General features: G+C 51.1%; 12 protein-coding genes. 9 read left to right on the forward strand and 3 right to left on the reverse strand.

The annotated features are described in order from the left end of the window. Positions 1-29 precede the first annotated feature (29 nt). The 4 genes from CCB157_RS02355 (at position 30) to CCB157_RS02365 (ending at position 3,715) form a co-directional block, all read left to right on the forward strand. A complete protein-coding gene (locus CCB157_RS02355; RefSeq protein ID WP_077614327.1) occupies positions 30-1,532 on the forward strand; it encodes a peptide MFS transporter in 1,503 nt (500 codons plus the stop codon). Positions 1,533-1,564: 32 nt separating this feature from the next. Continuing rightward, positions 1,565-1,864, forward strand: a complete 300-nt coding sequence (locus CCB157_RS18290) for an FAD-dependent oxidoreductase (RefSeq protein ID WP_369688652.1) — start codon at positions 1,565-1,567, stop codon at positions 1,862-1,864. Then, positions 1,810-2,676 (forward strand): NAD(P)/FAD-dependent oxidoreductase, encoded by an 867-nt coding sequence (locus CCB157_RS02360; RefSeq protein ID WP_369688653.1) that lies wholly within the window; start codon positions 1,810-1,812, stop codon positions 2,674-2,676. The genes CCB157_RS18290 and CCB157_RS02360 overlap by 55 nt, the downstream gene beginning before the upstream one ends. Positions 2,677-2,764: 88 nt before the next feature. Beyond that, positions 2,765-3,715, forward strand: a complete 951-nt coding sequence (locus tag CCB157_RS02365) for a 2-hydroxyacid dehydrogenase family protein (RefSeq protein ID WP_077614328.1) — start codon at positions 2,765-2,767, stop codon at positions 3,713-3,715. Between the two features lie 224 nt (positions 3,716-3,939). Here the strand turns inward: CCB157_RS02365 and CCB157_RS02370 are convergent, their stop codons facing one another. Together CCB157_RS02370 and CCB157_RS02375 are read right to left on the reverse strand one after the other, a co-directional pair. Further along, the gene (locus CCB157_RS02370) at positions 3,940-5,301 is read right to left on the reverse strand and encodes an Asp-tRNA(Asn)/Glu-tRNA(Gln) amidotransferase GatCAB subunit A (RefSeq protein WP_077614329.1); all 1,362 of its coding nucleotides are present in this window, start codon (positions 5,299-5,301) and stop codon (positions 3,940-3,942) included. Positions 5,302-5,317: 16 nt separating this feature from the next. Next, positions 5,318-6,616 carry an MFS transporter gene (locus CCB157_RS02375; protein ID WP_077614384.1) on the reverse strand — a complete coding sequence of 433 codons (1,299 nt, stop codon included), beginning with the start codon at positions 6,614-6,616 and terminating at the stop codon, positions 5,318-5,320. A 427-nt stretch (positions 6,617-7,043) separates the two neighbouring features. Here CCB157_RS02375 and CCB157_RS02380 point away from each other — a divergent pair, with 427 nt between their 5' ends. Beyond that, complete coding sequence (locus tag CCB157_RS02380) at positions 7,044-8,720, forward strand: peptide ABC transporter substrate-binding protein (RefSeq protein WP_158077173.1); 1,677 nt, start codon at positions 7,044-7,046, stop codon at positions 8,718-8,720. Positions 8,721-8,854: 134 nt separating this feature from the next. On the opposite strand, the gene CCB157_RS17195 is transcribed toward CCB157_RS02380, so the two are convergent. Further along, entirely contained in the window at positions 8,855-9,052 is a 198-nt protein-coding gene (locus CCB157_RS17195) for a hypothetical protein (RefSeq protein ID WP_143286893.1), read from the reverse strand. 412 nt (positions 9,053-9,464) lie between these two features. Here CCB157_RS17195 and CCB157_RS02390 point away from each other — a divergent pair, with 412 nt between their 5' ends. From CCB157_RS02390 to galT, 4 genes are all read left to right on the forward strand, one after another. Next, positions 9,465-11,081, forward strand: a complete 1,617-nt coding sequence (locus CCB157_RS02390; protein WP_143286894.1) for a sodium:solute symporter family protein — start codon at positions 9,465-9,467, stop codon at positions 11,079-11,081. A 13-nt stretch (positions 11,082-11,094) separates the two neighbouring features. Beyond that, a complete protein-coding gene (locus CCB157_RS02395) occupies positions 11,095-11,319 on the forward strand; it encodes a hypothetical protein (protein ID WP_077614333.1) in 225 nt (74 codons plus the stop codon). 168 nt (positions 11,320-11,487) lie between these two features. Then, a complete protein-coding gene (locus tag CCB157_RS02400; RefSeq protein WP_077614334.1) occupies positions 11,488-12,663 on the forward strand; it encodes a galactokinase in 1,176 nt (391 codons plus the stop codon). A gap of 127 nt (positions 12,664-12,790) precedes the next feature. Beyond that, entirely contained in the window at positions 12,791-14,287 is a 1,497-nt protein-coding gene (gene galT / locus CCB157_RS02405; RefSeq protein WP_238594562.1) for a UDP-glucose--hexose-1-phosphate uridylyltransferase, read from the forward strand. The last annotated feature ends 2 nt before the right edge of the window (positions 14,288-14,289 follow it).

The following is a 14,289-nucleotide window of genomic DNA, read 5'->3' on the forward strand; positions in this document are numbered from 1 at the left end:
ATAATTTATAAATCATAAGGAGGATAAAAATGGGGAGCAACAAAACGGTTGCGCTGGATGTCAATGTGGATGGACCGCCGCAGAAAGGTTTTTTTGGCCATCCTCGAGGGTTGTCGACGTTGTTTTTCACGGAACTCTGGGAGCGTTTTTCTTATTATGGCATGCGGGCCATCCTTCTTTTTTACATGTATGATCAGCTTGCCAATGGCGGATTGGGCTTATCCCAGGCCACTTCTGCAGCGATCATGTCGGCCTATGGTTCTCTCGTATATATGTCAAGCATCGTCGGCGGTTGGCTTTCCGACCGATGGTTAGGCACTTTCCGCTCGGTCGTAATGGGCGGCGTCTTAATCATGTTCGGTCATATCGCCCTGGCTTTGCCGGCCGGAATGGCCGCTTTATTTGTATCCATGGCCCTGATCATTGTGGGAACGGGTCTTCTTAAGCCGAACGCCTCCAGTGCCGTCGGTGAACTATACGCTAAAGACGACATTCGCCGAGATGCCGGATTCAGCATTTATTATATGGGCATTAACATCGGCGCTTTTATTGCACCTTATATTGTCGGAACATTGGGACAAAAGGTCAATTATCATTTAGGATTCGGCGTCGCGGCCATCGGGATGGCTTTGGGTCTGCTGGTCTTTCTGTTAACCGCAAAAAAACATTTGCCTGCCGAATCTTATCGGCCGAAGAATCCTGTGACCAAAGAGGAAAGCGAAGCGCTGGCCTTGCGGATCGCCGGAATCGTGGTGTTGATGGCGCTTTGTTTTATTGTCTTTAAGGCGGTAGGCGTGTTAGACATTCATTTCTTCGTCAACTGCATTACGATATTGGCGATTATCCTTCCGATCGTTTATTTCATCGTCATGTTAAGCAGCAAGAAAACGACGGGCATTGAACGGTCAAGAATACGCGCCTATATTTTTCTTTTTATTGCATCCGTATTTTTCTGGATCATCGATGAGCAAGGTTCCACGACTTTGGCTGCTTTTGCCGATCAAAGGACCGATTTAAACGCTTTTGGTTTTATGATTCCGTCGTCATGGTTCCAATCTTTAAATCCGATATTTACCGTCATTCTGGCGCCCACCTTTGCCTATATTTGGGTCAAGCTCGGTCATCGCCAGCCGAAAACGCCGAGAAAATTCGCTTACGGTCTCATTTTCGCCGCATTATCCTTCCTCATCCTGGCCTTGCCATCGCTTTTATTCGGGGCGGATGTCAAGGTGAGTCCGCTTTGGTTGGCGGCAAGCTACTTTTTAGTTATCGTAGGCGCCATGTGTTTATCGCCGGTCGGTTTATCGGCAACGACGAAACTAGCGCCGGCGGCGTTTTCGGCGCAAACGATGAGTTTATGGCTGATTTCGGACGCCACCGCTCAAGGGATCAATGCCCAGATTGTCCCGCTCTACAGCCGAGCGACGGAATTTGGTTATTTCGGCATCGTCGGCGGCACGATATTGGTTTTGGGAGTTATATTATATTTCTTTGCACCGCGCATTCATAAACTCATGCGCGGAATCGATTAATGGAAAAAGACATGATCTAAGGAGTGAGCGCCATGCGGATTGTTGTATTGGGTGCCGGTATCGTGGGTGCGAGCGCGGCCTACCATCTCGCCTTAAAAGGAGCCGAAGTCATTGTTGTAGATAAGGGGCATCAAGGCCAAGCGACCGCCGCCGGCGCCGGCATTGTCTGCCCTTGGCTTTCGCGTGTTGAAGACCCTGATTGGTATACTATGGCGAAGGCGAGCGCGATTTATTATCCGACTCTTGTCTCGCAATTGGAGGAGGAAGGCGAAGCCATTTGGGTTACGACCTGGTTGGCGGGCTCAGCATCAGCAAGAATCCCGAGGAGCTGAAGCGGATTCAGGAAAGGGTTTTGCAAAGAAAACAATCGACACCGGAAGTCGGTGAAGTGTCTTATTTGGAGCCCGGTGAGCCGCAAAAACTTTTTCCGCCGTTGGACCCTTCTTATGGGGCGATTCATGTAACGGGAGCGGCCCGCGTGGATGGCCGGCTGCTACGCCAAGCGCTGCTCAATGCGGCGCAAAAACATGGTACGGTTTATATCCAAGATGAAGCGCAATTGGTGACTGACAAAGAGAAAGTCACCGGGATAAAAACCAAAGATCGAACTATCCATGCGGATCGCGTCATCGTCTCGACCGGCGCCTGGACGCCTTCTTTGCTGGAACCATTAGGCATTTCCTTGCCGGTCGAACCGCAAAGGGGGCAAATCGTTCATATTCAGTCGCCGAATGAAGAAACTTCACGGTGGCCGGTGATTCTTCCGGAATCCAGTTACTACCTTCTCGCTTTCCCTGATCATCGCGTCGTCATCGGTGCGACGAGAGAAACCGGATCGGGATTTGATTATCGATTGACGGCGGGCGGCGTCCACGCGGTGTTGTCCGAGGGTTTAAGCATCGCGCCGGGGCTTGCCGATTGGACGATTCGGGAGATCAGGATCGGATTTAGGCCGATGGCACCGAACCATTTGCCGCTGCTTGGCGCCGTCCCGCCATATAGCGGCTTGATCATCGCGACGGGATTAGGCGCTTCAGGTTTAACCATGGGGCCATATTTTGGAAAGTTGGCGGCCGAACTCACCTTAAACGAGGCGTTGGATATGGATGTGCGTCCCTATTCACCGGAACCGTTTCTAGCATGAGGTGGGTAAAAAAAGAAAAAAATCGAGTGAAGGCTGCTTTTTGAGCGCTTCACTCTTTTTCTCATCACAAGCGGTTGGAGTGGTCACAATGAAAAAAGTTTTGGTGCTCGGAGAAATACCGGCGGTGGGTTATGACGTTTTACGAGAACACAATTTGGAAATCGATCTTGTAAAGCAAAGGCTCCCGGAAAAAGAACTGTGCAGAAGAATCCGCGACAAAGACGCGCTGTTATGCCCGTTGTCCGCACAGATAACAAAAGAGGTGATCGATGCGGGAGCGCATTTGAAAATCATCGCCAATTTTGGGGCCGGCTATGACAACATTGCCCTTGAGCATGCGAAAGAAAAGGGCATCGTTGTGACGAATACACCAGGGGTCTCAACCGAGGCGACTGCCGAACTGACTTTCGGGCTATTGCTTTCCGTTTCCCGCCGCATTGTAGAGGGTGACCGGTTATGCCGAACCAAAGGGTTTAATGGCTGGGCGCCATTGTTCTTTTTAGGGCGGGAATTATATCAAAAGACATTGGGGATCATCGGCTTGGGCAAAATTGGACAAGCGGTGGCGAAAAGAGCCAAAGCGTTTGGGATGAAGATCATCTATACAAGTCGACATCGAAAAGACGCTCGGTTAGAAACAGAGCTCGGCGTCACTTTTAAGTCTCTCGATCAATTGCTGAGGGAAGCCGATTTTGTGACGATCCATACCCCTTATAACGCCGGTACACATCATCTCTTGGACAAAGATAAATTTGCAATCATGAAAAAGGATGCCTATTTGATTAATGCCTCAAGGGGCCCCATTGTTCATGAAGCCGATCTGATTGATGCGCTAAAAAGAGGAAACATTGCGGGTGCGGCACTGGATGTTTTTGAATTTGAACCGGAGATCAGCGCAGCATTAAAAACCTTAGACAATGTCGTTCTCACGCCGCATATCGGGAATGCGACGATTGAAACGCGGAATGAAATGGCCAAACTTGCCGCTAGAAATATCGTTCATGTGCTTAAAAATGACATGGCGCTCACTCCGGTATAAAGCGGCGGGTGGCTTACATCAAAGAAGCTGATCCGCATCATGACATGACGATGAAGTTAGGATTCATAAAAAGTTCGCTGCTTTTTCATCGCAATCCGTTTGAGATGGCCAGGAGCGCCGGCCATCTCTTTAATTTAAAACGAATAAGGAGATCTTGCGAGGGGTGTTCAAACGATTGCCTTCACCAAATTAAAACGAATAAGGCGATCTCTACGGGGGTGAGATCAAACGGCTGCCGCCACCCTTTCGATTTGACGGGCGAAGGCATAAAGCCTGATTTCCTGGTGCAACGGTCCGATGATTTGCAGGCCGATGGGGAGCCCTGTTTTTGACCGGCCGCACGGCACGGAGAGCGCGGGATGACCGGTATAGTTCCACGGCGAGGTGTTTTTCAAGAGCGCCGACCGGACCTTTAGCGTTTTTCCATTCAGGATCAATTCCCGCTGATCGATATTCGTGGGCAAAATCGGAAGGGTCGGAGTCATGAGCACGTCCGCCGTCTTAAAACAGGCCTCGACCTGTTGAGTGATTTCCTCCCTCATCCGGATGGCCCGAACGTACTCATAACCCTTTGGCTGCTTGCCTTCGAGCAAGCGTTCATAAACTTCCGGATCATAATCCTTGCTTCTTGCCTCGATCCATTTTTCATGAATGGCGTAGGCTTCGCTCTTTTGTACGATGGGCTGCGCCCATCGGATGCTTTCCAAATCGGGAAGGCTTATGGAGCGGATTTGAGCTCCGGCCGCTTCAAGCGATTGGATGGCGTCTGCAAAGGCTTGTTGGACTTCATCGTCAACGTCGTCCAAAAAATAATCGTCGGGGATGGCGATCACGGTTTTCGACAGATCGAAATCGGCGATCACCTTTTCCACCTTCGCCCAGGTTTCATTCAGATCCACACCATGGATCATCGCTTGAAAGAGCGCGGCGTTGTCCAGAACCGTCCGGGTTAACGGGCCCACGTGGTCCAAGGAGTAGCTGAGGGGGAACACCCCGTCCACCGCCACCCGTCCGTAGGTCGGTTTTAATCCGACAACGCCGCAGCAGGAAGCGGGGATCCGAACCGAGCCGCCGGTATCTGTTCCGACGGCGCCATAACACAGGCCCGCGGCGACCGCTGCTCCGGCTCCGCTGCTCGATCCTCCCGCAATTTTATGGCGATCATGAGGATTGCGCGCCGGACCAAAATAGGAGCGGTCCCCCATCGGCCCATAGGCAAATTCATGCGTGTGCAGTTTGCCGAGAATAACGGCGCCGGCCTCCTTTAGTTTTTGGACGACAGCGGCGTCTTTCTCGGGAATGTAATCTTTGAAGATCCCGGAACCCATCGTCGTGCGCAGCCCTTTGGTTTCGATCATATCTTTAATGCCGATGGGAATGCCGTGCAGCGGTCCGCGGTACGTATTCCGGTAAAGCTCTTGTTCAGCCTTTTTGGCGGCGGCCAAGGCTTCGTCCGCCGCGACCGTGATAAACGCATTTAATGCTGGATTTTGTGCCTCAATCTTTTTTAGAAGGCGTTCGGTGATTTCCACAGGGGAAATCTGTCGCGCTCTTATTTTTTGCGCAAGGGTTAAAAGGTCATCCATGGGCACTTCCCTCATTTCATAGAACGGCTTCCTCGTTGGCCGAAACGGCGGACCGCTTTCCCGGTTTGACGAACAGCATCGCGATCATGCCGATGAATGTGGCGATGGCCGCGGCCGTAAACATGGCGCCGTATCCGTAATCGCTGACGAGGACGCCCGTTAAAGTCGGCGCAACGATGGTCGCAATATTGGTGATAAAGTGGGTGATCCCGCCATACGTTCCGGCCCGAGCCGGTTCGGTATCGATCACGACCGCCCAATATACCGAATTCGGCAAGAAGTTAAAAGCATTACCCAGCGCCATCAGAAAGAGGGCAGCCTCCACGCTGTGAACGAGCGGTATAAGAATGAAACAAACGGCGGTGAGCAAGAGGGAGACGACAGCCAGACCGGAGCGGGCAATGCGCAAGCTTCCCGTTTTCTGCCGCAACTTATCCGATATTTTCCCGCCGAGGACGACGGTAAAACAGGCGCCGATCCACGGAACCATGCCGAGATACCAAAGCGATCCGAGATTAAAATCAAACACGTCTTGCAAATATTTCGGTGTCCACGTTAATAACAGAAAGTTGACGTATTGGAAAGCAAAGTAGCCGATCGCGTCGGCGATCAAGGTCGGATTTTTGAAAAAGTCGTACCAGTGACTGGTTTTTTGTTCAGACTCCGTCAAAGTGATTTCGTTCTTGAGAAGGTCTTTATCCGAGCGGATGAGTTCCAGCTCGCCTTTTGTCACGCGGGGATTTTCTTCGGGTTTGTTCGTAAAAATTTTGGACCAAATGATAATCCAAATAATACCGAGGATGCCGAGAAGGACGAAGGTCAATTTCCAATTGTCCGTTAGCGTCAAAAGCCCCACGGCGACCGGTGCGGTCAGCAAGGCGCCGACCGGTGTCCCGAGCAGGCCGAGCGCCGCCGCGAAGCCCCTTTCTTTAGGCGCCGCCCAGTTGGCCATGGTCCGGTTGATGGTAGAAAACGTCGGACCTTCCGAAAAGCCGAAAAGGATTCTGAAAACGGCAAATCCCACGAGAGCGGATCCGCCGAAAAGCGCGACGCCGATATCGCCGGCATAGGCGGTTCCGATTTCGAAGATGGACCATGCCATGCCCGCGACAATCCAAACCCATTTGGGGCCCATTTTGTCCGCTAAAGCGCCTCCAATTAACGCGCCAAATAAATAGCCGTAACCAAAATAGCCAAGAACGGCGCCCCATGAAACCGCATTCAAATGAAAGTCTCGAATAATGGGTTCTGAAGCGTAGGAAATCGCCCCCCTGTCGATGTAGTTGATGATCACCATCAGCACGACCATCGACATGATGACATAACGATAACGTCCGGCTAATCGGCTCACACGACTTCCCCCTCATGTGTTTTTGATTTATTTAGACAAATAGAATTATAATACTTTAAACTCAATTTAGTAAAACGTTGTGTTTGGCGTATTCATCGGCATGTCACCGCATTCGCTGCCGCCTGATGCGGTCATGGATCGGTACGTTCTTTCCAAGAACGAGCGTGTATTGGCCGGGTTGCGGTCTCAGCGCGGGCGGCAAAAACCGCCTCCGCCGCCACCGGGGTCGGGATCATCTGCCTTCATCAATGCGTTGTGCCAGGAATTGAGATGTCTATTATGAGCATATTCAAAAAAATAACGGTGGGTGCGTATGAGTTCCATTTTCCGGAAGTCATTCGTTAAAATATAAGAGTTGTTGGTGACAACTTTAATGAAGGGAGCATGTGGGATGAGAGGTCGCTCACGTTGGATGGTCATCGCCAGCCTCATTGGTGCGTTCAGCTTGCTGTTGTCCGCTTGCGGATCAAACGGCGATGGCAATAAGGAAACCGGCCAGGCTTCAAAAGGTTTGGCCGATAAGCAAGTGTTGAATATGGTCTCCGATGGGGACATTTCGACCATGAGCACTTTCCATGCGACGGACGGTATATCGCTGCGGGCGCTGGAAGAAGTGCAATCCGGCTTGATGCGCTTGGATGTCAACGGAAAGCCGATTCCGGATATGGCCCAAGAAATGCCGAAAGTCAGCGATGATCAAACCGTATATACCTTTAAACTGCGTCCGGATGCCAAATGGTCCAATGGCGATCCGGTCACGGCCCAAGACTTTGTCTATGCCTGGCGAAAAATGGTGAGCAAGGATACCGCCAGTGAATATGCTTTTATTTTTACATCCGCGGCCATTAAAAACGCTAAGGAAATTACCGATCCGAACAGCAAACTATACAACAAGGTCGATCAGTTGGGCATTAAAGCGCTGGACAAACGGACCGTGCAAGTGACGCTTGAACGCCCGACACCGTTCTTTTTAAGCTTGTTGTCTTTTCCGGCGTTTTTCCCGGTCGATCAAAAAGTCGTCGAGAAGTATGGGGATAAATATGCGAGCGAACCCGATAAGATGGTGTTCAACGGCCCGTTCACGATGACCAAGTGGGACCACGGCGTCGGCTGGACGTTTAAGAAAAACCCGGATTATTGGGATGCCAAGCATATTCATCTCAATCAAGTTAATTACAAGGTTGTCAAAGAATTTTCCACGCGGATCAATTTGTATAAATCGGGGAAAATCGATTTCACCGACCTCAATACCGATTTGATCGGCCAGTTTGAAGGGCAGCCCGATTTACATAAAGGCGTACTGGGCAAAGGGAATATTTTCTTGCGCCTGAACGAAAAAGTTCAGGTCCTTAAAAATGAAAATATTCGCGATGCGATCTACAATGCGATTGACCGCAAAGAACTGACCGATTATCTGTTGAAGGACGGCTCGGCCCCCGCTTACTATTTTGTGGCGAAGGGATATATGAAAGGGCCGGACGGCAAAGATTTCCGTGCGGCGTATCCCGAGATCAACAAGCATTCGTTGAAGTGGGCCAAAGATAAATGGAACCAAGGCTTGAAAGAAATCGGCAAAGACAAGGTCAATTTGGAACTGATGATCTACGAAGGCGGTTCGAATAACGATATCGCGCAATTTTTGAAAGGGCAATTGGAGAAAAACTTAAAGGGCATCCACATTACGATAAGCAAACAGCCGGTCAACGAATTTTTGAAAAAGGAAAGCGACGGGGATTATGACATCTCCTTGGCCAGCTGGGGCCCCGATTATCCGGACCCGATGTCCGATCTGGAAATGTGGGTGACGGGCGGCCCGTTTAATAACACCGGGTTCAGCGACAAGACATATGACGCGATGATTGAGAAGGCGAAAAACTTGGGCGCCCAACCCGAAAAACGGTTTGAGATCATGCAAAAGGCGGAAAAATTGCTGTTGGATCATGCGGTCATCGTCCCGCTGTACCAACCCGCGTATGTCTATTTGCTCAAGCCGTATGTCAAACAATTTATTTACACCCGTCCCGGACCGAACCAAGACTGGACCTATGCGTATATCGCGAAGCATTAAAGTAAAAGCGGCTTTTGCTGGAAACCCAACACCTTAAGGCGTGAGGTCTAAGTAGGGGCGCCTTGGAAACCCATTAACTTTTGGCTTCCAGGTACTCTTGACGGCGAACCGCTTCAATCGCCTCTTCCCATGACTCAAGCATGGGAAGGGGCGATTTTTTTATGCGATGCTCCCTTACGATGGCTTAAAGGTTTTCGGCTTGTTAGCTCCTCAATTGGATTTTCCAGCTCTTCCGCAATGTAGTTCGTACGTGAAACGGGGTCACGATCAAATTTGAAAAGTTTCGTTGATCGATTGGCTGCCGCTTTAAATGCCGGAAAATAGAGATTCATTGATTGGCCGCCGGTTTTCATTGAATTCTTGGCGTTTTTCGTTGAATTTCATGCTGCTTTTGTTGAATTCCTCGCTGTTTTTGTTGAATTTTGGGCGGTTTCGGTTGAATCCATCTGGGTTTTTTCATGGAACGGATGAGCCGGACATGGGTTTCCATCTCGCAGACGCTTTTACAACGACAAATGTCAATGATTTCCGGAGTTTTTAATAAAAGTTTATGAAAATATCTTGACAGCGCTTTCCCGTTCGTTTATTTTTTATTTTAGTTAAATAACTCATTAATTTAACTAAAAAACAAACGGAAATGGGAAAGTCATCACCAAACATCAGACGCCCGTTATTTTTTAATCCCAAAATGTAAGCGGTTAAAAGTCCGGGCGCGTCTTTTAAACTTCAGAGAGGTGAATGGACATGGATAAAGTTTTATTTCATGCCGGCGTGGTCGATTATCTCGTCATCATTCTGTACTTTGTGTTCGTCATCGGCATCGGATTTTTACTAAAAAACCACATGAAATCCGGCGATGACTTTTTCTTATCCGGCCGTTCCATGCCGACGTGGATAACCGGCTTAGCCTTTTTATCGGCCAATCTTGGCGCCTTGGAACTGTTGGGCATGGCGGCCAACGGTGCGGAATACGGCATTTTGACGGCCCATTTCTATTTCATCGGAGCGATTCCGGCGATGATCTTCCTCGGCCTATATATGATGCCGTTCTATTACGCGACCAAAATTCGATCGGTGCCCGAATACTTGAAGCTTCGCTACAATGAAGCGACGCGCGCCTTAAATGCGGTGGCGTTTTCGGTGATGACGATTCTCGTTTCCGGTATCAGCTTGTATTCCATGGGCTTGATCTTTAAAGTGTTGATCGGCTGGTCGCTGACCACGAGCATTCTCTTTTCCGCCGTCATCGTGTTGATCTATGTCGGCCTTGGCGGCTTGACTTCTTCGATCTATAACGAAGTCTTGCAATTCTTCCTCATTTGGTTCGGGCTTTTGCCCATTCCTTTCATTGGCCTGCACGAGCTGGGCGGCTGGGACAAAATGCTTGAGCGGTTGCCCGACAGCTTCGGCCATCTTTGGCAAAATACCGCGGATCCTTCTCAAAACGCCATGGGCATCAGCTGGCTCGGCATCGTCCTCGGTCTCGGTTTTGTGCTCGCGTTCGGGTATTGGACGACCGACTTTCTCGTCGTCCAGCGCGGATTTGCGGCAAAGAACTTGCGGGCCGCGCAAAATACGCCGATTTTTGCCACCTTCTTTAAAATGGCCGTGCCGTTTTTGGTCATCATTCCGGGGTTGATCGCCGCCGTCCTTTTCCACAATATCGGTAAACCCGGCGGGCCGAGTTACAACCTGGCGTTGCCGCTGCTCATTCAGCGGTACTATCCCCCCGGTTTGCTCGGGCTCGGCCTGACGGCGATGCTGGCCAGCTTTATGAGCGGCATGGCGGGGAACATCACGGCGTTCACCTCGATTTTTACGTACGACATTTATCAATCCTATATTAAAAAGGACGCCCCGGATAAGCATTATATTCTTGTGGGGCGCTGGGCGATCGTCATCGGGATCATCGTCAGCATCGGGACGGCCTATATTGCCGGCAGTTTCCCGAGCGTCATGGACTATATGCAAACGCTGTTCTCGTTCTTCAATGCCCCGTTGTTCGCCATCTTCTTGCTCGGCATGTTCTGGAAGCGCACGACCGCTTGGGGCGGTTTCTGGGGCCTTCTCAGCGGCGTCGTCGGCGCCATCGTCTTGTATATCGCGATTCCGGCCGATTTTTACGGCTCAGCCCAAGCCGGCAACTTCTGGCGGGCTTTCATCGCCTGGGCGATTGCGATGGTCGTTGCCATCGGCGTCAGCTTCTTCACCAAACCAAAATCGAAAGAAGAACTGCAAGGCCTTGTGTATGCTTATTCCGAGAAACCGAACTACAAACATTTAAGTTGGTATAAACGTCCGGGCGTTTTGTCAGCGATTTCGCTCGTTATTCTGGTGGTCATTAATATTTGGTTATGGTGAGGGGGAGCAAAGGATGAAACCGAAAAAACAAACTTATTTTGACTTGCGGAAAGTCATCGGCGGCGTTTTCACCATTTACGGCTTGATCATCAGTGGCTACGGACTGTTTGCGGCGCCGGTGAAAACGCATATCCATTCCAACTTGAACCTTTGGTGGGGACTGGTCCTCCTGATCTTCGGACTCGCTTTTTTGGCGCTTTCCTTCTGGAAACCGGCAATCATTGTCGAGGAAGAATAATGCGGCAACACCCCGGTCGCTCTAAGCGGCCGGGGTGTTTAAGTAAAAATAGATAAAATAACATATAAATTTTAGTAAAAAATCATTGACGAAACCGCCTGGGGAGATTTAAGATGGATGATGAAAGCGGTTCCGTTTATACGTGGCGACAAGGAAGGATGGATTCAGATGGTGGATAAAAACATGCATCGGACATGGCAGGAGATTTTCCAGGGCGAGGATTATCGGACGTTTTTCTCCCCTGGGCGGATCAATTTGATCGGTGAACATACGGATTATAACGGCGGTCATGTGTTTCCGTGCGCGATTACGCTCGGCACGTACGGATTGGCCAGGCGCCGGGAGGATAAATGGGTGCGCCTGTATTCCATGAATTTCCCCGAGATCGGGATCATTCGTTTTTCCTTGGACGAACTGGATTTTAAAAAAGAGCACGAGTGGGCGAATTACGCCAAAGGCATGATCCGCTACATTAAGGAAGCGGGTTATCCGGTCGATTCCGGTGCCGATATTTTGGTGTACGGCAACATTCCGAATGGGGCGGGGCTGTCGTCTTCGGCGTCGCTTGAGCTGCTCATCGGCGTCATCATGGATCATCTCTTCGACTTGAACATGGATCGGATCGAGATGGTCAAAATCGGGCGGCGTGTCGAAAACGAATTTATTCATGTCAACAGCGGCATTATGGATCAGTTCGCGATCGGCATGGGGAAAAAGGATTGCGCGATCCTGTTGGATTGCGGCCGCTTGACGTACCGGTATGCGCCGATCAAGCTCGATCGCCATAAAATCGTCATCATGAATACGAATAAACGCCGTGAACTCGCGGGCTCAAAATATAATGAACGCCGGGCGGAATGCGAGCGGGCGCTTGCGGCGCTAAAACAAGTCGCGGACATCGAATCGCTCGGCGAGTTGTCCGAGGAAGACTTTCAACGTTATGCGCATGTGATCGCGGATCCGACGGCGAGAAAGCGGGCCAGGCATGCGGTCAGCGAAAATCAACGGACGCTCAAGGCTTTTGAGGCGCTCGAACGCGGGGATTTAAACGCTTTTGGCGCGCTCATGAACGCCTCGCATCGCTCCCTCCGGGAGGATTACGAAGTCACGGGACGCGAACTCGACGTGTTGGTCGAAGCGGCCTGGGATGAAGAAGGGGTCGTCGGCGCGCGCATGACGGGCGCCGGTTTCGGGGGCTGTGCGATCGCGATCGTCGAGGCCGATCGGGTCGACCGTTTTATTGAAAACGTCGGGGCCCGTTATAGAAAGGCCATCGGTTATGACGCAAGTTTTTATATCGCAAGCATCGGAGACCGAGCCGGCGAATGGCTCTTGGTCGAGTAAAAGCCATCGTGCAAGGGCTGGATGGCCGGGAGAAATGCGGTGGGGCCGGCGCGAAGGCCCGCCCCCATCGCCAAACGGCGGCCGATGCTTCGCGGATAAAGAGCTTCAAAGACGGAAGGTGTTCGGCGTGACGATTGGACAAGCGATACAGGCTCTGCTCGAACAATCGAAAGCCTTGCAGTTGCTTGAGCAGCAGGATGAAATTTATGCGAGGAACCGCATCCTCGCGCTGTTGGGATTGGACGATTTTCATCAGGATGGAGAAGTGCCGGCAAACGAAGCGGCGCCGCTGGAAGCGATTTTAAATTATGCCGTCGCCAAAGGGCTGATCGCTGACACGCCGGCCGAACGCGACATTTTGGAAAGCAAGATCATGGATGCGGTCATGCCGCGGCCGTCAGAGGTCAACCGGGCGTTTTACCGCCGCTATCAAAAGCATCCGGAAGAAGCCACGGATTATTTTTATGCCCTCAGCCAACACAGTCGCTATATTAAAATGGAACAAATCCGGAAAAACATCACCTACAAAGTCGCGACGCCTTACGGCGACTTGGACATCACGATCAATTTGTCCAAGCCGGAAAAAGATCCGAAAGCGATTGCCAGGGAAAAGCTGGCGCCGAAAGTCGGCTATCCGGCCTGCCTTTTATGCCTCGAAAACGAAGGCTACGCCGGACGCATCAACCACCCGGCCCGCTCGAACCACCGGGTCATCCGCTTGGACTTGCTCGATGAACCGTGGTTTATGCAATACTCCCCTTATATTTATTATCCCGAACATTGCATCGTCATCTCCGAGGAACATCGGCCGATGACGATAGATGAGCGGACGTTTCGTCGCCTGCTTGCTTTTGTGGAAAAATTCCCGCATTATTTTATTGGTTCCAATGCGGATTTGCCGATTGTCGGCGGCTCGATTCTCGCCCATGAGCATTACCAAGGCGGCCGTTATGAATTCGCGATGGCGAGGGCGAAAGACGACTATGCTTTCCGGTTGGACGGATTTCCGGATGTCGAAGCGTCGATCATCCGATGGCCGATGCCGGTCATTCGGTTAAGGGGATGCGATGCCGAAGCGCTCGCGGCGGTTGCGGCCTTTATTCTTGAAAGATGGAAGCGGTACAGCGATCCGGAGGCCGATGTTCTCGCATATTCCGGGAATACGCCGCACAATACGATCACACCGATCGCCCGCCGCCGCGGCGCCGCGTTTGAACTCGATCTCGTCTTGCGCAACAATCGGACGAGTGCGGAACATCCCTACGGCATTTTTCATCCGCATGAGGACGTCCATCATATTAAAAAGGAAAACATCGGCTTGATTGAAGTGATGGGGCTTGCGGTGCTGCCCGGACGCCTCGATCGGGAACTTTTAGAGGTGGAAAAATTCTTGCTCGATGAAGCGAACGATATTGCGGATTACCATCTCCCGTGGGCTCAGCAACTAAAGGAAAAGTACGCCGGCGGCTTGTGCCCGGAAAACGTCCGCGACGTCGTCCGCCGCGAAGTCGGTTTGGTTTTCTTGCGCGTGCTGGAAGACGCCGCCGTGTTTAAACGCGATGAGAAAGGGCGCGCCGCATTGAGACGGTTTCTGAAAAAATTAAATGCGAGATGGGAGTCATAAAC

Origin of the sequence: Caenibacillus caldisaponilyticus (assembly GCF_002003465.1) — a bacterium.
Lineage (GTDB): Bacteria > Bacillota > Bacilli > Bacillales > Sporolactobacillaceae > Caenibacillus > Caenibacillus caldisaponilyticus.